The 21,911-nt window shown below is 75.1% G+C and carries 14 protein-coding genes and 1 pseudogene; 10 read left to right on the forward strand and 5 right to left on the reverse strand.

The genetic code is table 11. From position 1 onward, the window contains the following. Nucleotides 1-931: zinc-binding dehydrogenase (locus RBH18_RS12620; protein ID WP_306207133.1), on the forward strand; the 931-nt coding region annotated here is incomplete at its 5' end. Here RBH18_RS12620 and RBH18_RS12625 read toward each other — a convergent pair. Together RBH18_RS12625 and RBH18_RS12630 are read right to left on the reverse strand one after the other, a co-directional pair. Next, a pseudogene (locus RBH18_RS12625) lies at nucleotides 928-1,647 on the reverse strand (serine hydrolase domain-containing protein); the annotation flags it as partial. The gene RBH18_RS12620 and the pseudogene RBH18_RS12625 overlap by 4 nt on opposite strands. A 22-nt stretch (nucleotides 1,648-1,669) precedes the next feature. Next, nucleotides 1,670-2,920, reverse strand: a complete 1,251-nt coding sequence (locus RBH18_RS12630) for an NAD(P)/FAD-dependent oxidoreductase (protein ID WP_306207135.1) — start codon at nucleotides 2,918-2,920, stop codon at nucleotides 1,670-1,672. Between the two features lie 197 nt (nucleotides 2,921-3,117). Here RBH18_RS12630 and RBH18_RS12635 point away from each other — a divergent pair, with 197 nt between their 5' ends. The 3 genes from RBH18_RS12635 to RBH18_RS12645 all read left to right on the forward strand — a co-directional run bounded on the left by RBH18_RS12635 (nucleotide 3,118) and on the right by RBH18_RS12645 (nucleotide 14,277). Next, on the forward strand, nucleotides 3,118-3,309 hold the full coding sequence (locus tag RBH18_RS12635) for a hypothetical protein (protein ID WP_306207138.1): 192 nt from the start codon (nucleotides 3,118-3,120) through the stop codon (nucleotides 3,307-3,309). Between the two features lie 64 nt (nucleotides 3,310-3,373). Next, nucleotides 3,374-13,096, forward strand: a complete 9,723-nt coding sequence (locus RBH18_RS12640; RefSeq protein ID WP_306207140.1) for a hypothetical protein — start codon at nucleotides 3,374-3,376, stop codon at nucleotides 13,094-13,096. Between the two features lie 44 nt (nucleotides 13,097-13,140). Continuing rightward, complete coding sequence (locus RBH18_RS12645; RefSeq protein WP_306207142.1) at nucleotides 13,141-14,277, forward strand: glutamate--cysteine ligase; 1,137 nt, start codon at nucleotides 13,141-13,143, stop codon at nucleotides 14,275-14,277. 195 nt (nucleotides 14,278-14,472) lie between these two features. On the opposite strand, the gene RBH18_RS12650 is transcribed toward RBH18_RS12645, so the two are convergent. After that, a complete protein-coding gene (locus RBH18_RS12650) occupies nucleotides 14,473-15,015 on the reverse strand; it encodes a PadR family transcriptional regulator (protein WP_306207143.1) in 543 nt (180 codons plus the stop codon). 52 nt (nucleotides 15,016-15,067) lie between these two features. Between RBH18_RS12650 and RBH18_RS12655 the strand changes: the two genes are divergently transcribed. The 4 genes from RBH18_RS12655 (at nucleotide 15,068) to RBH18_RS12670 (ending at nucleotide 19,002) form a co-directional block, all read left to right on the forward strand. Continuing rightward, nucleotides 15,068-15,994 carry an ABC transporter ATP-binding protein gene (locus tag RBH18_RS12655; RefSeq protein WP_306207145.1) on the forward strand — a complete coding sequence of 309 codons (927 nt, stop codon included), beginning with the start codon at nucleotides 15,068-15,070 and terminating at the stop codon, nucleotides 15,992-15,994. A 5-nt stretch (nucleotides 15,995-15,999) separates the two neighbouring features. Then, nucleotides 16,000-16,722 (forward strand): ABC transporter permease, encoded by a 723-nt coding sequence (locus RBH18_RS12660; RefSeq protein ID WP_306207147.1) that lies wholly within the window; start codon nucleotides 16,000-16,002, stop codon nucleotides 16,720-16,722. A gap of 35 nt (nucleotides 16,723-16,757) precedes the next feature. Continuing rightward, nucleotides 16,758-17,951 carry a cytochrome P450 family protein gene (locus RBH18_RS12665; RefSeq protein WP_306207149.1) on the forward strand — a complete coding sequence of 398 codons (1,194 nt, stop codon included), beginning with the start codon at nucleotides 16,758-16,760 and terminating at the stop codon, nucleotides 17,949-17,951. A 79-nt stretch (nucleotides 17,952-18,030) separates the two neighbouring features. After that, the gene (locus RBH18_RS12670) at nucleotides 18,031-19,002 is read left to right on the forward strand and encodes an arabinan endo-1,5-alpha-L-arabinosidase (protein WP_306207151.1); all 972 of its coding nucleotides are present in this window, start codon (nucleotides 18,031-18,033) and stop codon (nucleotides 19,000-19,002) included. A gap of 9 nt (nucleotides 19,003-19,011) precedes the next feature. Here RBH18_RS12670 and RBH18_RS12675 read toward each other — a convergent pair whose 3' ends face one another. Beyond that, on the reverse strand, nucleotides 19,012-19,182 hold the full coding sequence (locus tag RBH18_RS12675) for a hypothetical protein (RefSeq protein ID WP_306207153.1): 171 nt from the start codon (nucleotides 19,180-19,182) through the stop codon (nucleotides 19,012-19,014). Nucleotides 19,183-19,244: 62 nt separating this feature from the next. Here RBH18_RS12675 and RBH18_RS12680 point away from each other — a divergent pair, with 62 nt between their 5' ends. Beyond that, the gene (locus RBH18_RS12680) at nucleotides 19,245-20,078 is read left to right on the forward strand and encodes an AraC family transcriptional regulator (protein WP_306207155.1); all 834 of its coding nucleotides are present in this window, start codon (nucleotides 19,245-19,247) and stop codon (nucleotides 20,076-20,078) included. Nucleotides 20,079-20,145: 67 nt separating this feature from the next. Next, the gene (locus tag RBH18_RS12685) at nucleotides 20,146-20,727 is read left to right on the forward strand and encodes a dihydrofolate reductase family protein (RefSeq protein ID WP_306207157.1); all 582 of its coding nucleotides are present in this window, start codon (nucleotides 20,146-20,148) and stop codon (nucleotides 20,725-20,727) included. Nucleotides 20,728-20,949: 222 nt separating this feature from the next. Here RBH18_RS12685 and RBH18_RS12690 read toward each other — a convergent pair whose 3' ends face one another. Beyond that, nucleotides 20,950-21,909 (reverse strand): ion transporter, encoded by a 960-nt coding sequence (locus RBH18_RS12690; protein WP_306207159.1) that lies wholly within the window; start codon nucleotides 21,907-21,909, stop codon nucleotides 20,950-20,952. Nucleotides 21,910-21,911 lie beyond the last annotated feature (2 nt).

Genomic DNA, 21,911 nt, shown 5'->3' on the forward strand with positions numbered 1-21,911 from the left:
CAGCGACTGGCACGGCTGGCGCGGCCACGATCCGGACATCCGCCTGCCGCACGTCCCGGGGCACGAGCTCGCCGGGGTCGTCGCCGCCGTCGGCGCCGGCGTGACCCGCTGGCGGGAGGGCGACCGGGTCACCACGCCCTTCGTGTGCGCCTGCGGCACCTGCCCGGCCTGCCTCGCCGGCGACCAGCAGGTCTGCCACCGCCAGGAGCAGCCCGGCTTCACGCACTGGGGATCCTTTGCCGACCGGGTGGTGATCCACCACGCCGACACCAATCTGGTACGCCTCGGCGCCGCGCTGGACTTCGCCGAGGCGGCGAGCCTGGGGTGCCGCTTCGCGACGGCCTTCCGCGCGGTGGTGGACCAGGGGCGGGTGCGGCCCGGCGACTGGCTGGCCGTCCACGGCTGCGGCGGCGTCGGCCTCTCCGCGGTGATGATCGGCGCCGCGAGCGGGGCCCGGGTGGTGGCCGTGGACGTCGCCCCGGCCGCGCTCGAGCTGGCGAAGCGCTTCGGCGCCGAGGCGACCGTGGACACCACGGCCGGCGACGTGCCCTCGTCCGTCCGGGAGGCGACGGGCGGCGGCGCCCACGTCTCGCTCGACGCCCTGGGCAGCGCCGCCACCCTCACCGCCTCGATCGAGTCGCTGCGCCGCCGCGGCCGCCACGTGCAGGTCGGGCTGCTGCCCGCCGCGCAGGGCCGCCCGGCCGTGCCGATGGAGCTCGTGGTCGCCCTCGAGCTGGAGCTCGTGGGCAGCCACGGGATGCCGGCCCACGCCTACGACCGGATGCTCGGCCTGGTCGAGCGCGGCCTGCTGCGCCCGGCCGACCTGATCACCCGCAGGATCGGCCTGGACGAGGCGCCCGCCGCCCTGACCGAGCCCTTCCCGCCCGGGACGACCGTGATCATCCCTCAGGGCCCGCCCGGGCCCTGCTAGCTGCACAGGGCGGTGTCGACGACCTGCCGGACGTGGGCCTCGGCCTCGTCGGAGGGCGGCAGCATGGTGACGGCGACGGTGGCCGCGCGGCCGTCCTCGGTCGCGGCGCCCCGGGTCTCGTAGCCGGGGATGTCACCGCCGTGCCCCCAGGCGAGACCGCCGCAGCTCAGCGGCATGCTGACCAGGCCGAGCCCGTAGCGGGCGCCGGGCCACATCTCGGCCGGGACGGTCCGCTTCATCTCCGCCAGCTGGGCGGCCGGCAGCAGTTTGCCGTCGAGCAGCGCGCCGAAGAAGGCGTTGAGGTCCGACGGCGTGGCGACCATCTGGCCCGCCGCCCAGCCCCACGACGGGTCGAGCTCGGTCACGTCGACCGGCGCGCCGGTGCCGAACACGTGGTAGCCGTGCGGGTGGGGCTCCCGGATGCGCTGCTCGCCGACGGGCGGGAAGGAGGTGTGCCGCAGGCCCAGCCGGTCGATCACCCGGGTGGTGATCTCCTCGGCGAGCGGCCGGCCGGTCACCCTCTGCACCAGCAGGCCCGCGACGACGTAGTTGGTGTTGCTGTAGGCCCACCTCGTGCCCGGCGCGAAGTCCGCCGGGTGCGCGAGCGCCAGGTCGAGCAGCTCGCGCGGCTCGTAGTAGGTGCGCAGCAGTTCCGGGTCGTCGACCGGCAGGAACTCGGTGTAGTTGGGCAGGCCGCTCTGGTGCTGCAGCAGCTCCGGAGTACCGCCAGCACCACCCCTATGTCGCCCGTTCGGACCGCGCCCGCCCCACGAAGCTGACGAGCTGGCGGAAGGCGACGGTGGCCTTGTTGCGCAGGCCGTACAGGTAGAAGAGGTGCACGCCGAGCCAGGCCACCCAGCCGGCGAAGCCGCCCAGGTGCAGCGGGCCGATGTCCGCGACGGCGTAGTAGCGCGACACGGCCGCCATGTTGCCCTTGTCGAAGTAGCGGAACGGCTTGCCCTGCGGCTTGCCGGCCAGGCGGCGGGCGACGGTCCGGCCCGCGTACGTGCCACCCTGCATCGCCACCTGCGCGACGCCCGGCAGCCCGTCGCGGCTCATCGCCTCGCCGAGCACGAAGATCTCCGGGTGTCCCGGCACGGTGAGGTCCGGATCCACCAGGACGCGCCCGGCCCGGTCGACCGGCGCCCCGGTGCTCTCGGCCAGCCGTCGGGCGAGGCTGGTGCCGGCGACGCCCGCGGCCCAGATCTTCGTCAGGGCGTCGATGCGCTCGGCGCCGCCGGCCGTGTCCACCTTGACGCCGGTCGCGTCCAGGTCGACGACCCGGGTGTCCGGCCGGACCTCGACGCCCAGCTTGCGCAGCCGTCGGGCCGCCCGGGCCGACGTGGCCGGATGGAAGGCCGGCAGCACCCGGTCGGCGGCGTCCAGCAGGATCACCCGGGCGCTCGCCGGGTCGATGTGCCGGAACTGGCCGCGCAGCGCGCGCCGGCTGATCTCGGCGATCTGCCCGGCGAGCTCGACGCCGGTCGGGCCGGCGCCCACGACGACGAAGGTCAGCCCGCCGGCCGTGGGGTCCACCTCCGCTCGCTCGAAGGCCCCGAAGATCCGCGCCCGGATGTCGAGCGCGTCGCGGATGCTCTTGAGCCCGGGGGCGTGCGCGGCGTAGCCGTCGTTGCCGAAGTACGAGCCGGTCGCGCCCGCGGCCACGATCAGCGTGTCGTACGCCACCGTGTAGCCGCCGCCGCCCGGGATCTCCGCCGTCACCGTGCGGGCGGCGGGATCCACATCGGTGACCGTGCCCAGGCGCACCTCGGCGTTGCGCTGCCGGCGCAGGGCCCACCGCACCGGGGTGGCCACCTCGCCGGGGCTGAGCACCCCGGCGGCGACCTGGTAGATCAGCGGCTCGAACACGTGATGGTCCGTCCCGTTGATCACGACGACGTCGACCGGCGCCTTGCGCAGGGCCCGGGCGGCGTACAGGCCGCCGAAGCCCGCCCCGACGACGACCACACGATGCCTGTTCTCCGGCATTTGTCCACGCTCCTGATCTCTCATCAGGAACAACGCCCCCGCCGGTACGCCCAGTCCCGCCCGGGACCGTGCCGATGCTCACGAAGATCGATGCCGGAGGCTGTCACATCCCGGGCGGCCCGCTCGTCGCGGAGGGTTTGAACCGCGGACGCCGGACGATCCGTATGACGGGGGAGACCGGCGATGGGACGTGCAGGATGAGGACTCCCGACAGCTCCGGGCCGGACGGCGACCGCGCCGCCCGTGCCGAGGCCATGCAGCTCGACGGTCCGCCCGACGGCGGCGACCTGCTGCTGCGGCGCGCCCTGCGGCGGATCCGCGAGGAGGCGGCCCGGGCCGGCCTGCCCGCGTGCCCGTTCCACGGCCGCCTGCACCCCCGGGACCGCTAGGACCGCTAGGGCCAAACCCCGCGAAAGCGAAATATCCTCGCCCGGCCGAGCCTACTGTCGGCCTGTGCGTGCCTCTCCCGGGGTCCGGCAGCTCGCCGTCGCCCTGTTGATCGTCGCGCTGGTGCTGATCGCCGCGCCGCCGCAGCCTGCCCTCGCGGCGGCCGGCACCGTCACGACCACCGCCTCCGGGGCCCGCATCTACATCGGGCTGCTCGGCGGCCTGCTGCCGATCAGCATCAACCTGCCCGAGCAGCAGGTCAGCTGGACCAGCGGCGGCCCGCCCAGCGCGCAGAGCACGCTGTCGCTCGACGTCCCGGGCATCCTCACCGTGGGCGCCACGACGACCTCGGCGCGCCCGGCCGGCGGGGGCGGCCGCGCGGAGGCCCACACCGCCGGCCTCACCCTGCTCGGCACCACGCTCGGCCTCGACGCGATCACCGCCACCTGCGAGATGACGGGCACGGCGATCACCACCGACGTCGACGTCGCCAACCTCACCCTGCTCGGGCAGACGATCAACCCCGGCATCGGCCTCTCGCTGGGCGTGCCGGGGGTGCTCACCGCGACCCTCGACAAGCGCACCGCCACGTACGACCCCGCGACCGGCCGCCTCGACTACACCGTCCGCGGCCTCGACCTCGACCTGCTCGGCGGGCTCAGCATCGTGGCGAGCGGCTCGGTCGTCCTGGCCGAGGCCACCTGCTCCGGCATCGTGCGGCTCGGCGCCGTCACGACCGCGCCCGCCGCCGTGGTCCCGGGCACCTCGGGCACGCCCACGGTCACGATCGCCAATCCCGGGGACATCGCCGCCCCGAACACGGTCGTCCGCATCCCGGCGCCGCCGGCCGGCTGGACGCTCGGCACCCCGACCGTGACCGGCGGCGGGACCTGCACCCGGAGCAGCACGTACGTGACCTGCACCGGCGTCACCGTGCCCGGCGGCGGCTCCGCCACGGTGGCCCTGCCGGTGGCCCTGGCGCCCGGTGCGGCCGGCGCCTCCGCGTGGGCGCCGGACCCGGGCTCGATCACCGCCACCAGCACCCCGATCGCCGAGGTCACCGGCACCAGGCTCACGACCGCCGGCGCGGGCACCCTCGCCACGGCCCTGCCCCCGGTCAGTACGGGCGGATCGCTCACCCCGGCACCGGTGAACCTGGCCGCGGGCAAGAGCACCACCACCACGGTGACCGTCGCCAACCAGGGTCCCTCCGACGCGACCACCGACGTCCGCATCCCGATCGGGAACCGGCCCGCCGGTGTGTCCGTCGCCTCCGCCGCCGTGGACGGCATCCCGTGCACGGTCACCACCACCGACATCACCTGCACGAACGTGACAGTCCCCGGCGCCGGGTCCATCGCCGTCAGCATCCGGGCCACCGCCACGACCACCACCTTGCCGGGCACCGTCTGGGACCTCGCCGGGCTGGGCGCCACGCTCAACGGCACCGCGATCACCGGCCAGGGGCGCCTGCTGACGGTCAGCGACCCCGACGTCAACCTGGACCGCGGCGTGAGCCTCGGCCCGGCCACCGCGGTGCCCGGGGGAGTGACGGCGACCGCCACCGTCCGCGCCCGCAACCTCGGCATCATCCCGGCCACCGCCACGACGATCACCGTGGCCGCGCCGCCCGGGGGCTACACCGTCGGGCCGGTCACCACCAGCGGCGGCGGATCCTGCACCACCACGGACGGGATCCGCTGCACCGGCGTCACGGTCCCGGCCATGGGCGCCGTGACCGTCACCGTGCCGGTCACCCTCGCCCCGGACGTCACCGCGCCCTGGGCGCCCGAGGTGACCGCCACGAGCGGCGACTCCACCGGGACGGTCACCGGCACATTGATCACACCCGACCCGCAGGTCACGCTCGCCGCCACCGCCACGGGACCGGCCGCGCGGACGATCCGGCCGGGCCAGACCGCCCCCGTGACCGCCGACGTCCGCAACCAGGGCCCCTCCGACACGCACGGGCAGCCCTTCGTCGTCGTCGCCCCGGCGAGCACCACCATCGGCGCGCTGCCGCCGGCCTGCGAGTCGCTGTCTCCCACCACCGCGCGCTGCACGCTGGACCTCGCCGCCGGCGCCACCCGATCGCTGAGCTTCGCCTTCGCCGTGTCCGCCGAGGCCGACCCGACCGACCCGCTCACCGGCGGCTGTCTCAGCCTGGACGACAACGCCACCTGCGGGGATCCCGCCGACCGCGCACTGCCCGCCATCGCCCTCCGCACCCCGCTGGCGGACCGGCTGACCGTCACGACCACACCCGCCACGATCACGCCCGGCACCGAAGGCGTCGCCGTCCTCCGCCTGACCTCCTCGCAGCCCGAGCCGGGCCTGACGGTCACCGTCCCCACGGCCCAACTGCCCGCCGGCTTCACCGTCACCACGGCCACATGCACCGGCAACCCCACCACCATCACGTGTACGGACGTCGCCCCCGGGGACGTGCCGCTGCGCGTGCGGGTGGGCGCGGGGGTCGTACCCCCGGCAAGCTGGACCGCCACCGGCATCACCGTGAGCGACGGCAGCGAGCAGGTCACCCTCGACGGCCTGCTCGCCACCGCCGGATCCCCGCGCACCGGGCTGGGCGCCACGGTGAGCGGCCCGGAGGACAACACGATCGAGCCCGGCGAGACCACCGAGCTGCGGATCGTGGTCGCCAACGCGGGCCCTTCCGACGCGCCCGCGGCCGCCTTCACCGTCGGCGCGCCGGCCGGCACCAGCTTCGGCGGCCCGCTCCCGGCCGGCTGCACCGCGGCGAGCTCCACCCGCCTGAGCTGCACCGTCGCCCTCGCCGCCGGCGCGTCCACGCCCGGGCTGACCGTGCCGCTGACCGTCGCCGCCACTACGCCGCCCTTCGACCCGCTGGTGGGTGGGTGCGTCGACTTCGACCCGGCGGGCGGCTGCGACGTGCCGATCGGGCCGATCTACCTGAAGGTGCCGTTCGCCCGGCAGGTCGCCGTCACCACGACCGCCGCGACGGTCACCCCGGGAGCCACCGGTACGGCCACCGTGGCCGTCCGCGCCACCCACGGCGACCTCGACGATCTCACGGTGGTCGTGCCGCTCGGCGCCCTGCCGCCCGGCCTGACCGTCACGTCCCCGGACTGTCCCGTCGCCGGATCCGAGATCCGGTGCACGGGATTCACCGTGGGCGCCGGGGAGACCGGCACGGTGCGGCTGACCGTGGCCGCCACCGCCGCCACGGCACCCGGCACGACCTGGACCGCCACCGGCGTGAGCGTCGCCGGCGCCGACGGCTCGGTCGGCAGCGATCCCGAGCTCGCCCGCACGGGCCCCGCCGTCGTCACGCTGACCGCCACCGCGACGCTGCCCGCCGGCCGCCTCGAACCCGGCGACCGCGGCACCCTCACCGTCGCCGTCACCAACCGCGGCCCGTCCGATGCCGCCGCGGCCCGCTTCGGGGTGCTCCTGCCCCCGGGCGCGACCTGGGAGCCCGGCCCCTGCCCGGCGACCGGCGACCGGGCCGGCTGCCCGATCTCGGCCGCCGCCGGCGCCACGGACACGGTGACGCTGCCCTTTCGGGTCGATGCCGGGGCGACCGGGTCCCAGCTCACCGGCGGCTGTGTCGACCTGGACGACGACGGCTTCTGCGCGGTCCCGCCCGACGAGGAGCTGCCGGCGATCTACCTGGCGACACCGCTGAGCGGCCGGCTGACCGTCACGACCACGCCCGCCTCCGTCGTCCCGGGTACCACCGGCACCGCGCGCCTGACTCTCACCTCCACGCAGCCGGAGACCGGCCTCGCCGTCACGATCCCGCTCGGCGACCTGCCCGCCGGCTTCACGTCGCCCGGCTGCGCCCCGGCGGTGTGCACGGGCGTCGACCTGGATCCCGGCGAACCCGTCACGATCGACATCCCCGTGACCGTGGATCCCGGCGGACGGCCCCCGGCCTCGTGGACGGCGAGCGGCGTCACCGTCACCGACCCCGCGACCGGCGGCACCGTCACCGTGGGCGGGCTGCTCGCCAGCGCGGCCGCCCCGCGATCCGTGCTCGCCGCCATGGTCACCGGGCCCGCCGCGGGCACGGTCGGCGCGGGGGATACCACCGAGTTCACCGTGGTGGCTACGAACACCGGGCCGTCGGATGCCACGGGGGTGCCCTTCGCCGTCCGCGCGCCCGCCGGCACCGCCTTCGGCACGCTCACCGGCACCGCCGCGAACCTGTGCACCGCCGCCTTCCCCACGGTCTTGAGCTGCACGGCCACCCTCGCGGTCGGCGATCCCACGCCGGCGCTGAGCATCCCGCTGACCGTGGACGCCACCGTTGATCCGTTCGTGCCGCTCACCGGCGGCTGCGTGGACCTGGACGGCACGCCCGGCTGCGGACCCGGCGACGAGGAGATCGGCGCGATCCAGCTGTCCGTGCCGTTCGCCCGGCGCGCCGAGGTCACCACCACGTCCGCGGCCGTCACGCCGGGCACGTCCGGCACCGCCACGGTCGTCGTCACGGCCACCCGCGACGACCTCACGGACCTGACCGTCGTCGTGCCGCTCGCCGCCCTGCCGCCGGGCCTGACGGTCACCGGGGTCACCGCCAACGCGACGTGCGCGATCACCGCCTCCGATGTCCGCTGCACCGGCCTGGACGTCACCGCGGGCGAGAGCGAGCCCGTCACCCTGCGGGTGCTGGCAGCTGCGGCGGCGGCGCCCGGGCTGGTGTGGCGGGCGGCGGGCATCACCGTGCAGGGGGCGCTCGGGCAGGTCACCACCGCCGGGGAGCTGGCCCGCACGACAGCCGCCGTGGCGGACCTGGACACCGTCGCGACGATGCCGGATCCCGTCGAGCCCGGCGCCACCGGCACGCTGAGCCTCGCCGTGACCAACCGGGGGCCGTCCGACGCGACCGGTGCGGAGCTGAGCGTGGTCGCCCCGGCCGGGACCACCTTCGGGACCCCGTTGCCGGACGGCTGCATCCCCTTCAGCACCACGTGGGTCACGTGCCGGGCCGACCTGGCCGCCGGCGGATCACTGCGGCTCGGCCTGCCCCTGCGCGTGGACGCCGCGGCCGCGCCCGGCACGACCCTGACCGGCGGGTGCCTGGACCTCGACGGCGACGGCAGGTGCACCACGCCGCCCGACGAGGCGCTGCCCGGGCTGACCGTGGCCACGCCCTTCGACCGTCAGGTCACCCTCACCACCGTGCCCGCCACGGTGACGCCCGGCGCCGGTGGCACCGCGTCGGTCGTCGTCACCAGCGACCGGCCGCAGAGCGGGCTGACCCTGACCGTCCCGCTGACCGGCGTGCCGGCGGGCGTCACCGTGGGCACCCCGGCCGGCTGCACCCGGACCGCCACGGCCATCACGTGCACCGGCCTCGGCGCGGGCGCGATCGAGGTGCCCGTGGCGCTGACCACGGCGGCGACGGATGCCACCTGGACGGCCCGGGACATCATCCTCACCACCGCGTCCGGCGCCACCGCGACCGGCACCGGCGTCCTCGTCCGGGCCGGGGCGCCCCGCTTCACGCTCACCGCCGCGGCGACGGCGCCGGCCGCCGACACGATCCTGCCGGGAACCGTCGGCGTCTACTCCGCCGTGCTGCGCAACACCGGCCCGTCCGCCGCGGCGGCGGCCCCCGTGACCGTACGGGCGCCCTTCGGCACCACCTTCGGTCCGCTCACCGCGGCGACCGGGCAGCTCTGCGCGCGCTCGTCGGACACCGCGCTGACGTGCACGGTGACGCTCGGGGCGGGCGCCTCGGTGCCGCTGGCGCTGCCGGTGGCCGTACCGGGATCCGCGGCGGCGGCCGAAGCGCTCACCGGCGGCTGCGTCGACCTCGACGGCGACGCGGCCTGCGGGGGCGACGCCGACGCCGCCCTGCCCGACCTCATCCTGCGCTTCCCGCTGACCCAGGTGCTCACGGCCACGGGAACGCCCGCCGACATCCCGCCCGGCGGCGCCGGCACGGTGGCCGGCACGATCACCGCCCGCGAGGCCCGCGACGACGTCTTCCTGCGGGCCAACACCGCCTCGTTGCCGGCCGGGCTGACCGTCGACCGGGTCCGGTTCGACGGCGTGACCTGCCCGGTGGCCGGCTCGGTGATCACCTGCCCGCTGACCGACCTGCCGGCCGGGGTGGCCGTCCCGTGGACCTTCGAGCTCAGCGCCGCCGCGGACACCTCGACCGGCTCGGTCTGGGCGCCGGTGCTCACGCTGGGCCAGGGCACCGAGGTGTACGTGGCCCGCACGGTCCTGGCCACCGTCGGCGCCGCCGCGCATCCGACCACCGTCACGTTCAAGGTCCCGGCCTCGGGCACCCTCCTGCCCGGCGGCACGGGACAGCTGCAGGTCGACGTGACCAACGAGGGCCCGTCGGTGTTCCAGGACGCCCGCAGCTACTTCGTGGCGCCCGCCGGCACCTCGTTCACCGGGCTCAGCGGGCCCACGGCCGCCGCGTGCACCCTGATCTCGCCGGCCCTCGCCGCGTGCGAGCGCGACATCGCCGTCGGCACGACCACCTACACCGTCGGGCTCGCCGTGCCGCCCACCGCGACGCCCGGCCAGTTGATCCGGGGCGGCTGCCTCGACACCGACCTCGACGGCGCCTGCACCGTGCCGCCCGACCAGCGCATCCCCGCGTTCCGGCTCGGGATCCCGTTCAGCGGCCAGGCGCGGCTCGGCACCGAGCCGGCCACCGTCACGCCGGGCACGTCCGGGACGGCCGCCGTGACCCTCACCGCCGACCGCCCGCTGACTGCGCTCACCGCCACGATCCCGCTCGCGGGCCTGCCCGCCGGGTTCACGGCCGATCCCGGGGACGGGTGCGCCCGCACCGACGCCGAGATCGTGTGCACCGGGCTTGCGGCCGTGCCCGGCGAGCAGCGACTGGTCGGCCTCACCGTCGGCGTACCCGCGGGGGCGGCCGAGGGCGTCACGTGGGCGCCGGCGATCACGCTGACCGATGTCGGCGGTTCCACCAGCCGGGTGACCGCGGCGCTGGCCGTCGCCGGGGCGCCGCGCATCGGCATCACGTACACGATCACGCCCCCGCCGGATCCCACCGTGCCCGGCACGACCGTCACCATGACGGTGACCGTGGCCAACGCGGGCCCGTCCGACGCCGCCGGCGTCACCACCGGGCTGATCGCGCCCGCCGGCACGACCTTCGGGGCTCCGCTGCCGGCCGGGTGCCTGAGCGCCGCCGCCGACCGGCTCACGTGCCGGTTCGACCTGGCCGCGGGCGCGCCGCCGCTGATCTGGGCGCTGCCCGTGGTCGTCCCGCCCGGCGCCGACCCGGACACCGGCCTGAGCGGCGGTTGCGTCGACCGCGACGGCGACGGCACCTGCGGCCCCGGCGACGTGGCGCTGCCCGGCATCCCGCTGACCCCCGCCCTGGTCCTCTCCGTCGCCGTACCGGATCCGGGCACCGTGCGCCCGGGCGGGACGGGGCTGATCACCGTCACCGTGGTCAACCGCGGCGACACCGACATCCGTGGCCTGTCCGCGTCCGTCCTGGCCCCGGCCGGCACGACCCTGCTGTCGGTGCCCGGTCCGTGCACCCTGGCCACGCCGGTCCGCGCGGACTGCACGCTGACCGTGCCGGCCGGCGGGCGCGCCGACCATGCCATCCGGATCCAGGTGCCCGGCACCGCCGACCCGGCCACGCCCCTCACCGGCGGCTGCGTCGACGTCGGCCGCGACGGCTCCTGCGGCGGGCGCGGTGATCGGCCCGTTCCGCCCATCGAGCTGGGCGAGCCGCTCAGCGCCGAGGTGCGGTTCACCGCCGTGCGGGGCACGGTCACCCCCGGCTCGTACGGGACCTCGGTCCTGCAGGTCCGCGCCCGGCGAGCCCTGCCCGGGGCCGCCGTGTCGGTCCCGCTCGCGGGGCTGCCGGCGGGCCTGACCGTCACCGGCGCCTCGGGACCGGCGGGATCCACCTGCGCCCTGGGCAGCACCGCCATCACCTGTACGGGACTCGCCCTCGAAGCGGGCATCGACACCGTCCTCGGCCTCGTCCTCACCGCCGCGTCCGGGCTGCCCGCCGGCGTCACGTGGACCGCCGCCGGGATCACCCTGGCCTACGAGGGCGAGACCGCCACGGCCACCCGGACGCTCGCGGTCACCGGCACCCCGCAGAGCGCCGTCACGTACACGGTGACCGCACCGACCGGCACCCTCGCCCCCGGCGACCTGACCACGATGACCGTGGCGGCCACCAACGCCGGGCCCTCGGACGCCACCCGCGTGCGCCTGACCGTCGCCGCGCCGAGCCGCACCACCTTCGGCACCCTGTCGGGCCGGGCCGCCGCCGACTGCACCGCCACGAGCGACACCTCGCTCACGTGCACCGTGGACGTGCCCGCCGACGCCACCACGCAGCAGTGGGCCCTCCCGCTGCTCGTGGCGAGCACCGCCACGGAGGGCCAGACGATCGCAGGCGCCTGTGTGACGGCGGAATCCACCCGGCAGTGCGGGGGCGCCGCCACGGTCTCCGGCGAGTTCGCCCTGCCCGGCCTCGGGGACACCGTCACGCTGACCGCGGACCCCGTCGTCGTGACCGCGGGATCCACCGGCACGGCCCAGGTGTCCGTCGCCGCCGAGTCCGACGTGGACGGCCTGACCCTCGTCGTGCCGCTGACGTCGCTGCCCGCCGGCGTCACGGTGACCGGCGCGTCCCTCGACGGTGCCGACTGCACGATCGGCGACACGGCCGTCACATGCACCGGAGTGACACTCACCGTGGGCACCACGGCCGTGCTCGACCTCGGCGTGGCCGTGGCGGCGACCGTGGCTGCCGGGACGGCGTGGCAGGCCACCGGCATCACCCTCGACCAGCTGGTCTTCGCGGCCACGCTGGTCACCACGACGGTGGCGGACCAGACGGTCACCGTCACCGCCGGCACCCCGACCGTGCGGGGCCCGGCGCCCGGGCAGACCACGGTGGTCCCGATCCGCATCGCGAATCCGGGCCCGGCGGACCTAAATCCCTTCACCCTGTCGGTGGTGCCGCCCACCGGCACGGCCCCGGGCGCGGCGCTGCCCGGCGGATGCGGCACCGGCGCCGGCGGATCCACGGTGGTCTGCCCGGTGTCCCTGGCGGCGGGGGAGTCGGCCACCGTCCGAGTCCCGCTGACCGTCGCGCGCGGCGCGGCCGTCGGCTCCACGCTCGGCGGCGGGTGCGTCGACGAGGGGCTGGCGTTCCTGCCCGCCACCTTCGACGGGGCCTGCGGCGGGCCTGCGGACGTCGCCCTGCCCGCGCTCACCGTCGCGGCGCCCGAGGTGGATCTGACCATCGACCACGCGGATCCCACGCCGAGCGCGGCACCGGGCGGGACCGTGCTGCTGCGCCTGCCGTACAGCAACAACGGCACCACCAACGCGGCGGGCGTCCGCTTCCTGATCGGCCTGCCGCCGGGAGTCACCGTCCGCCGGGCCTCGATCCTCGCCGACGCGTCCGGCACCGCCACCGTCGACATCGCGTGTGTCGCCGAGCCTTCCCCCATGGTCGAGTGCACGGGCCCGGAGGCGCCGGTCGGCGCGGCGAGCGAGCTGTGGCTCCACCTGGCCGTGGCACAGTCGGCGCCGGCCGGCACCCGTCCGGTGACCGTGACGATCAGCACGGCCGGCGCCGAGGGCAACGTGATCGACAACGTGGCGACCGCGCGCCTGACCATCGCCGGAACCCCGGACGCGGTTGACCCGGGCACGCCGGGGCTGGCCGCCACCGGGCGCAACGTCGCCGGCCTGGTCGTGCTGGCGACCCTGCTCGTGGCCGCCGGTGCGATCGCCCGGTTCGCCGCCCGGCGCGACGGTCCACGGTAGGCCGTCACCGCCCGGGCGACGGCGATTGTTCGTACAGTGATCTCATGGGTATCGAATTCGCCGCGGCGGACCGGTCACGGCTCGGGATCGAGTGGGAGATCGCCTGCGTCGACCGGCGCAGCGGCGAGCTGTCCCCCCGCGCCCCGGAGCTGCTGGAGCGCTTCGGCCGCACCGAGTCGTTCCCGCACGTGACGAACGAGCTGCTCACCAACACCGTCGAGCTGGTCAGCGCGCCGCACGCCCGGGTGCGCGACGCCGTCGCCGACCTGACCGGCCTGGCGGAGCGGATGGGTGCCCTGGCCGAGCCGCTGGGCATCGATCTCATGTGCTCCGGCACGCACCCGTTCAGCCAGTGGTTCCAGCAGCAGGTGACGCCGGACAAGCCCCGCTACGACACCCTGATCGACCGGACCCGCTGGTGGGGCCGGCAGATGATGATCTGGGGCGTGCACGTGCACGTGGCCGTCGAGGACCGGCGCAAGGTGTTCCCGATCATCGACGGGCTGCTCACCTATCTGCCGCACTTCCAGGCGCTGAGCGCGTCCAGCCCGTTCTGGGCGGGCGAGAACACGGGGTACGCCTCCAACCGCGCCCTCATGTTCCAGCAGCTGCCGACCGCCGGGCTGCCGCCGCAGGTCACCGGCTGGGCCGAGTACGAGGCCCTGGTCGGCGACCTGCGCCACGTCGGCGTCATCGAGGACCTGTCCGAGCTGCGCTGGGACATCCGCCCCTCGCCGAAGTGGGGCACGATCGAGGTGCGCTCCTTCGACGGCGTGCCCACCACCCAGGAGATCGGCGCGCTCGCCGCCCTGACCCAGTGCCTCGTCGAGCACTTCTCCCGCGAACTCGATGCCGGGCGCGAGGTGCCGAAGCTGCAGCCGTGGTTCGTGCGGGAGAACAAGTGGCGCACGGCCCGCTACGGCATGGACGCGATCATCATCCGCAATGCCGCGGGCGACGAGGAGCTGGTCACCAAGGACCTCGAGGAGCTGCTGCCCGCGCTCGCCCCGGTGGCCGAGGCGCTCGGCTGCACCGCGGAGCTGGCCGGTGTGCGGGACATCGTGACGCACGGCGCGAGCTACCAGCGCCAGCTGCGCGTCGCGGCGGCCAGCGACGGCAGCCTCAAGGCCGTGGTGTCCTCGCTGGTCCGCGAGCTGCGCGAGGGCCGGCCCGCGCGCTGAGCCCGGTCGCGGGCGCTCCGGCCCGCGCGCTGAGCCCGGTCGCGGGCGCTCCGGCCCGCGCGCTGAGCCCGGTCGCGGGCGCTCCGGCCCGCGCGCTGAGCCCGATCGCGGGCGCTCCGGCCCGCGCGCTGAGCCCGATCGCGGGCGCTCCGGCCCGCGCGCTGAGCCCGATCGCGGGCGCTCCGGGGCGCGGGCTCAGCGTGATGCCGGCCACGGGTAGGCGGGGTCGCCGATCCGGCCGATGAAGCTCTCGAGCCACGCGATGTCGTGCCGGGTCTGCGCGGCGACGAACTCGGTCTCGATCATGAAGACGGGCGGCAGGCCGACCGAGCCCACCGCCTTCTCCAGCACGGCGGCGCGCTCCTGCAGCTCCTCGACGCGCCGCGAGAGGGTTGCGCTCGCCGTCGCCCGGTCGAGGATGCCGACGTACGCCAGGGCTGTCACGAATCTCGTCGCGTTCGCCGGGTCGGTGTCCGCGAGGTCGGCCGCCACCTTCTGCCGGAAGGCCTTGGCGCCCTCCGCCGTGAGCCGGAACACGACGGGCTCGCTGCCCTCCGGGGCGATCCAGCCGGCCTCCCGCAGCGACCCGACGAGCGTGTAGACCGACGACGTGCGCACCCGCAAGTGGTGGTAGCGCTCGCGCAGGGCGGCCAGGAGCGCGTACTGATGTCTCGGCTGCTCCAGCAGCAGGCCGAGCAGGGGCAGCACGAGCGGATTGTCGGTGGCGCGCAGCGGCATGCCTCCATGGTAGTGTTCGTATACGGGTAGTCGTATACGAACAGGAGCAGTTGTGATCGAGGTTCAAGGGCTGACGAAGACGTTCGGGGCGGACGTCCATGCCGTGCGGGGGGTGTCGTTCCGGGTCGCGGCCGGGGAGTTCGTCGGGTTGCTGGGGCCCAACGGGGCGGGCAAGACGACCACGATGCGCATGCTGTCCACGCTGGAGAGACCCACGGGCGGCGCCGCCACCGTGGCGGGGCTCGACCTGGTCCGTGACGCGCGGGGCGTCCGCAAGGTCATCGGTCTCGTGGCCCAGGCGGGCGGCACCCGGCCGATCGCCACCGCCCGCGACGAGCTGGTCCTGCAGGCCCGGCTGCACCGGCTGGCCGCGCCCGAGGCCCGCGCCCGCGAGATGATCGACGTGTTCGACCTCGCCGGGCTCGCGGACCGGCCGTCGGCGACGCTGTCGGGCGGCCAGCGCCGCCGCCTCGACCTGGCGATCGGCCTGGTCCACCGGCCGTCGGTGATCTTCCTCGACGAGCCCACCGCGGCGCTCGACCCGCCCAGCCGCCTCGAGCTGTGGGCGCACCTGCGGCAGCTGCGCGAGCGCACCGGCGCGACCGTGATGCTCAGCACCCACCACCTCGACGAGGCCGACTCGCTGTGCGACCGGGTGCTGATCCTCGACCACGGCCGCATCGTCGCCGAGGACAGCCCCGCCGCCCTCAAGCGCGAGCTGGGTGCCGACGTCATCACCCTCGATCCGGGGCCCGACCCGCAGCGGGCGCGCGAGGCGGTCGCCGGCCTGCCCGGCGTGCAGCGGGTGCACGCCGCCGCGGGCGAGCTGCGCATCGGCTGCGCGGACGCGGACGAGCTGCTCGCCCCCGCCGTGCTGGCCCTGCACCGGGCCGGCGTCGAGGTGCGCGGGCTCAGCGTCGGGCGCCCCTCGCTCGACGACGTCTTCCTGGCCCGCACCGTCGCGGCGCAGGGGCGGTGAGCGGGATGACCGACCTGCTGATCGTCTTCCGTGACGAGCTGGCCCTCGCGTGGCGGACCAAGATCGCCCTGGCCGTCGGGCTGGTCCAGCCCTTCGTCTACCTGCTGCTCTTCGGGCCCTTGCTCAGCGCCACCAACCCCTGGCTCTTCCTCGTGCCCGGGCTGTTGCTGCAGCTCGGCCTCTTCGGCACCGGGTTCGCCGGCTTCAACCTCATCCCCGACATCCGGGCCGGCTTCGTCGAGCGGCTGCGCGTCACCCCGGTCGGCCGGCCCGCGATCCTGCTCGGCCGGGTGCTCAAGGATGCCGTCGTGCTGGTCGTGCAGGCCGTGCCGCTGATCGCCGCGGGCTGGCTGCTGGGCATGCGCGCCGATCCGCTCGGCGTCCTCGGGGCCGTGGTGCTCGTGCTGATCACGGGGGTGGCCCTCGCCTCGCTGTCCTACGGGCTGGCGCTCGCCCTGCCCAACGAATACCTCTTCGCCCCGGTCGTCACCACCCTGGCCGTCCCGCTGATGCTGCTGTCGGGCATCCTGCTGCCGCTGGACGGCGCGCCGCTCTGGCTCGACGTGCTCGCCCACCTCAACCCGCTGCGCTACGTCGTCGACGCCGCCCGGGCCCTGTTCGCGGGCGATGCCGGCGCCACCGTGTGGATCGGCTTCGCGGCCGCCGCCGGGCTCGCCGTGGTGTCATTCCTCGCCGGTTCCCGACTCTTCGGGCGCCGCACGGCGTAGTGTCCTCGATGGACGTCGATGCGTGGGAGGGTGCCGTGAGTCAGGACGTGGCCGAGGACTTCGCCGATCCGGGCTTCCGGGACGATCCCCATCCCCGCTATGCCGAGTGGCGCGCGGCGGGCCCGGTGCGGCGCACCCGGCTGCCCGGCGGCGGGGCGGAGGTGTGGCTCGTCACGCGCTACGAGGAGGCGCGCCGGGCGCTGTCCGACCCGCGCCTGTCCAAGCAGCGCGCCGAGACCGGCACGGTCCGCTCGGCCGCCTCGGGCAACCGCGACGTGTTCGGCCGGCACATGCTGGCCTTCGACCCGCCCGACCACACGCGGCTGCGGCGCCTGGTGTCCACGGCGTTCACCGCCCGCCGCATCGAGGCGCTGCGGCCGCGCATCGAGCAGATCACCACCGAGCTGCTCGATGCGCTGGCCGGGCGGGCGGAGGCGGAGCTCATCGACGCCTTCGCGTTCCCGCTGCCGATCCAGGTGATCTGCGAGCTGCTCGGCGTCCCGGTGGCCGACCGCGACTCGTTCCGCACCTGGTCCGACGTGCTGGTCACCGGGGACAGGCCGCGCATGCCGGAGGCGCTCGGCGCGCTGAGCGCGTACATCGGGGACCTGCTCGCCACCCGCCGTGCGCAGCCGGGCGACGACCTGCTCTCCGGGCTGATCGCCGTCCGCGACCAGGCCGACCGGCTCACCGAGGACGAGCTGTCGTCCATGGTGTTCCTGCTGCTCATCGCCGGCCACGAGACCACCGTCAACCTGCTGGGCAACGGCGTCTACCTGCTGCTCAAGGAGCGGTCGCGGTGGGAGCGGCTGCGCGCCGACCCGGCGCTGCTGCCGACCGCGATCGAGGAGTTCCTCCGCTTCGAGGGGCCGGTCGCCACGGCGACGTTCCGGGTGGCCACCGAGGATCTCGAGATCGGCGGCCGGAGGATCGCCGCGGGTGACCCGGTCGTGGTCGGGCTGCTGTCGGCCGGGCACGACGAGGAGCGCTTCCCCGAGGCGGAGGAGCTGCGGCTCGACCGCACGCACAATCCGCACCTCGCCTTCGGCCACGGCATCCACTACTGCCTCGGCGCGCCCCTGGCCCGGCTCGAGGCGCAGGTCGCCTTCACCCAGCTGCTGGCGCGCTTCCCGCGGATGGAGCTGGCCGTGCCCGCGACGTCGCTGGCGTGGCGGCCGGGCATGCTGATCCGTGGCCTCGTCGACCTGCCGGTGCGGCTGCACCAGTGAGAAGATCGCGCCGAGGCAACCTTTCCGGCGTTCCGGGACACTTCCCCGCTGTCACTTGTCCCGCCCGGAAAGGGAACCGATGCGCAAGCTCCTGCTCGCCGTCGCCACCGGCGTCCTCGCCGTGTCGGCCAGCGTCTACGGCCTCACCAGCGCCGACGCGGCGACCTACCCGAATCCCGGCGTCGTCACCGGGTCGACGTTCGCCCACGACCCGACGATCGTCAAACGGCCCACCGGCGGCTACCTGCTGGCGATCACCGCGCCCGGCATCGGCCTGAAGACGTCGCCCGACCGGACCGCCTTCACCGACGCGGGCAAGGCCTTCCCCGGCGGCACGCCCTGGGCCGACCCCTACACCGGCGGCGACACCAACCTGTGGGCGCCCGACATCTCCTACCGCGACGGCAAGTACGTCATGTACTACTCGGCGTCGACCTTCGGCCACAGCAAGTCCGCCATCTTCCTGGCCACCAGCCCCACCGGCGCGTCGGGCACCTGGACGAACCAGGGCCTCGTCATCGAGAGCACCGACGCCACGGGCTGGAACGCCATCGACCCCAACCTCGTCGTCACGTCGTCGGGGGAGTGGTGGATGACCTTCGGCTCGTTCTGGAGCGGCATCAAGATGATCAAGCTCGATCCGGCCACGGGCAAGCGCGCCGACTCGACCGTGCGGGCGATCGCCGAGCGCTTCACCACCGACAAGGCGATCGAGGCGCCCTACATCCACCGGTACGGCGGCTACTACTACCTGTTCGTGGCCTTCGACTCGTGCTGCAAGGGTGCCGCGAGCACGTACAAGATCATGGTGGGCCGCTCGAAGACCATCACCGGCCCGTACGTGGACCGCACCGGCAAGGCCATGACCGCCGGCGGCGGCACCGAGGTCCTGTCCAGTCACGACGCCGTCTACGGCCCCGGGCACCCGGCCGTCCTGCAGGACACCGACGGCGCCGTGCTGGTCTACCACTACTACACCGCCACGAACGACGCGAAGCTCGGCATCAACCTGCTCGGCTTCGACTCGGCCGCCTGGCCGTACGTCCACTGACGCCCGGGCTCAGCGCCGCCCGTTCACGGCGGCCTGGATCCGCAGCCACGACGGATCGCCGTCCGATACGTCGGTGACCGTCTCCAGGTCGCCCGCCCGCCAGCTCCGGCCGGCGATCCACGGCAGGCGGGGGTGACAGAGCAGCCGCTCGATCGTGGTGCCGGCCGGGAGCTGCGCCACGATGTTTACCGGCGCACCGTACCGGGGCGCGCTGCCGGCGGGGCGTCGGCGATGCTGGGGGCGTGGAGTACGTGTCCCGAGCACCGCGACCGCCGCTGGACGGGCTGATCGACGACCTCTACTACCTCGAGGGCGCCCCGCCGTACGCCCGGCTGGTCCTGCCCCCGGCACCGTCGGCATTGCTCATCGTCAACCTCGGGGCGCCGTTCCGCATCCGCGCCGGCTCCGGGACGGCCCAGTACGCGGACGGCTGCGTGGCCACCATGCCCACCCGCGCGTGGGAATTCGGGTACCCGCCTCGAACCCGGTCCGTCGGCGTGCACGTCAAGCCGTGGGGCCTGGCGCCGTTCCTGCCGATGCCCGCGGCCGAGCTGTGCGACCGCCCGGCGACGCTGGAGCAGGTCTGGGGCCGGGCCGCCACGGCCGGGCTGCGGGACCGGCTGGCCGCGGCGGGCGGGCCGGAGGAGATGCTGACGCTGCTCGAACAGGACCTGCTGCGACGGCTGGGCGGGACCGCCGGCCTGGGCCTGGTCCGCCACACGAGCGGCCTCATCGCGGCGACCGGCGGGGCGGTGGCGATCGGCGACCTGAGCGTGGCGGCCGGCGTCAGCAGCACCCACCTGGCGCAGCGGTTCAAGCAGCTCGTCGGCGTCACCCCGAAGCGGATGGCCCGCACCCACCGCTTCGCCGCGACCCTGCTCGCGATCGACTTCGCCGGGCCGGTCGACTGGGGCGCCGTCGCCGGCGACGCGGGCTACTTCGACCAGGCCCACTTCGGTCACGAGTTCCGCGCGTTCACCGGCCTCACGCCGACCCGCTACGCCGAGGTCCGGCGGCGCTTCCTGCGCGACCATCCCGGCCACGTGCTCGACGGCTGGTCGCTGCCGGCCGATTGATTTCTTACAAGAACCGCAGCTCACGACCCGCTACCTTGGGGGCAACGGCGAGGCGGAGGAGAGCCCGGTGGGCAAGGTGGTCCTGTACAGCTCGGTGTCGGTGGACGGCTTCGTCGCCGACGACAACGATCAGCCCGGACCGCTGTTCGACTGGCTGTCCGGCGGCGACGTCCCGCTGGACGACAGCGGGATGCTGAAGGTCTCCCAGCCCTCGTACGACTACACCCGGGCGTACTGGGACCAGATCGGCGTGACCGTCTGCGGCCGCCGCGTCTTCGACATGACGGACGGCTGGGGCGGCAAGCCGCCGAGCGGCATCGACCACGTGGTCGTCGTGACCCACCGCCCGCCGCCCGACGGCTGGGACGAGAAGGCGCCGTTCCACTTCGTCGACGGCATCGAGGCCGCCGTGGCCAGGGCCCAGGAGCTCGCGGGCGACCGCATGGTCGAGATCGCCGCCGGCGACGCCGGTGGACAGGCGCTGGCCGCCGGCCTGGTCGACGAGGTACGCATGGACGTCGTCCCGGTCGTCCTCGGATCCGGCAAACGCTACTTCGGAGCGGTCGACGCCCAGCACCTCTTGGAGGACCCCGACGTGACGATCCAGGGCAAGCGGGTGCTGCACCTGCGCTACCGGGTGCGCCGCTGATCGGAAGCCCCCTATTGTGCGACGCCGGCGAGCAGCCAGCGCATGACGGGGATCTCCAGCAGGATGCGCGGGTTCTCGCCTTCGAAGGGCACGCTCAGCCGGGTGAAAAGACCCGATCGTCGTGGGCGGCGGTGCGAGACTGAGGTGTCACACGGCGGCTGACCTGGGCGGTGACGGGGCTCGGGGCGTTGGGCGGGACGCTGGGCTGGTGGTGCACACCTTTCATGCGGGATGTGCGGGCTCGTTCTCAGCAGGCGAAGACGCAGGCGAAGAGGCAGACGAAGACGCGGGCGCTGGCGAAGGCGCAGGCAAAGGCGCGGCGCGCGGGGCCGGGAGTGCGGGGTCGAGGTCGGTCAGCCGGCGTTCGAGGGCGTCGAGGGCGGCGCGCAGGTCCGCGAGGTGCGGGTGGACGGGGTGGGCCGGCGCCTTCCTGACGGCGGGACGGGCGGCGCGTTCGGCCTCGTGGGCCTCCTGCAGGGCGGTCAGGACCAGGCCGACCAGCATGTTGGTGAGCAGGTAGCACGCCGCCACCATGTAGGAGATGTAGTACAGCACCGCGCCGGCGTGCACCTGCCGGCCCGCTTCGAGGGTGTCGGTGATGCCGTCGAGGGAGAGCAGGAGGAAGAGGGTCAGCATGGCCTGGCCGACGGTGCCGTACTTCTCGGGGTAGGCGTCGCCGAACATCATCCAGCCGAGCATCGCGTACCCGTAGACGACCAGCAGCGTGATGAGCAGGAAGCTGCCGAGGCCGGGGAGCGCGCGGCGGATGCCGACCAGGATCACGCGCAGGCTCGGGAACAGCCGGAACGCGCGGATGAGCCGGGCCAGGCGCACCAGGCGCAGGACCGAGACGTTCTCGCGTACGCCCGGCAGCAGCGGCGCCACGACGATGGCCAGGTCGAACAGGTTCCAGCCGTCGCGGAAGAAGCGGCCCGGCCGGTCGAGCCGCGCGGCGAAGCGCAGGGCCAGCTCGGCCGCGAAGCCGACCAGGCACAGGTGCTCGGCGGCGCGCAGGGCCGGGCCCGCCGCGGCCACCACGGGGTCGTACGTCTCGAGCCCGAGCAGCACCGCGTTGAGCAGGATGACGGCGAAGCCCGCCAGGGCGAACCAGGCGCTCTCGACGACGGTCTCGCAGCGGGCGGCCACGCGCCGGCGGGCCCCGGGCGGAACGGTGGGGATCACGG

Source organism: Actinoplanes oryzae (genome assembly GCF_030757795.1).
Classification (GTDB): domain Bacteria; phylum Actinomycetota; class Actinomycetes; order Mycobacteriales; family Micromonosporaceae; genus Actinoplanes.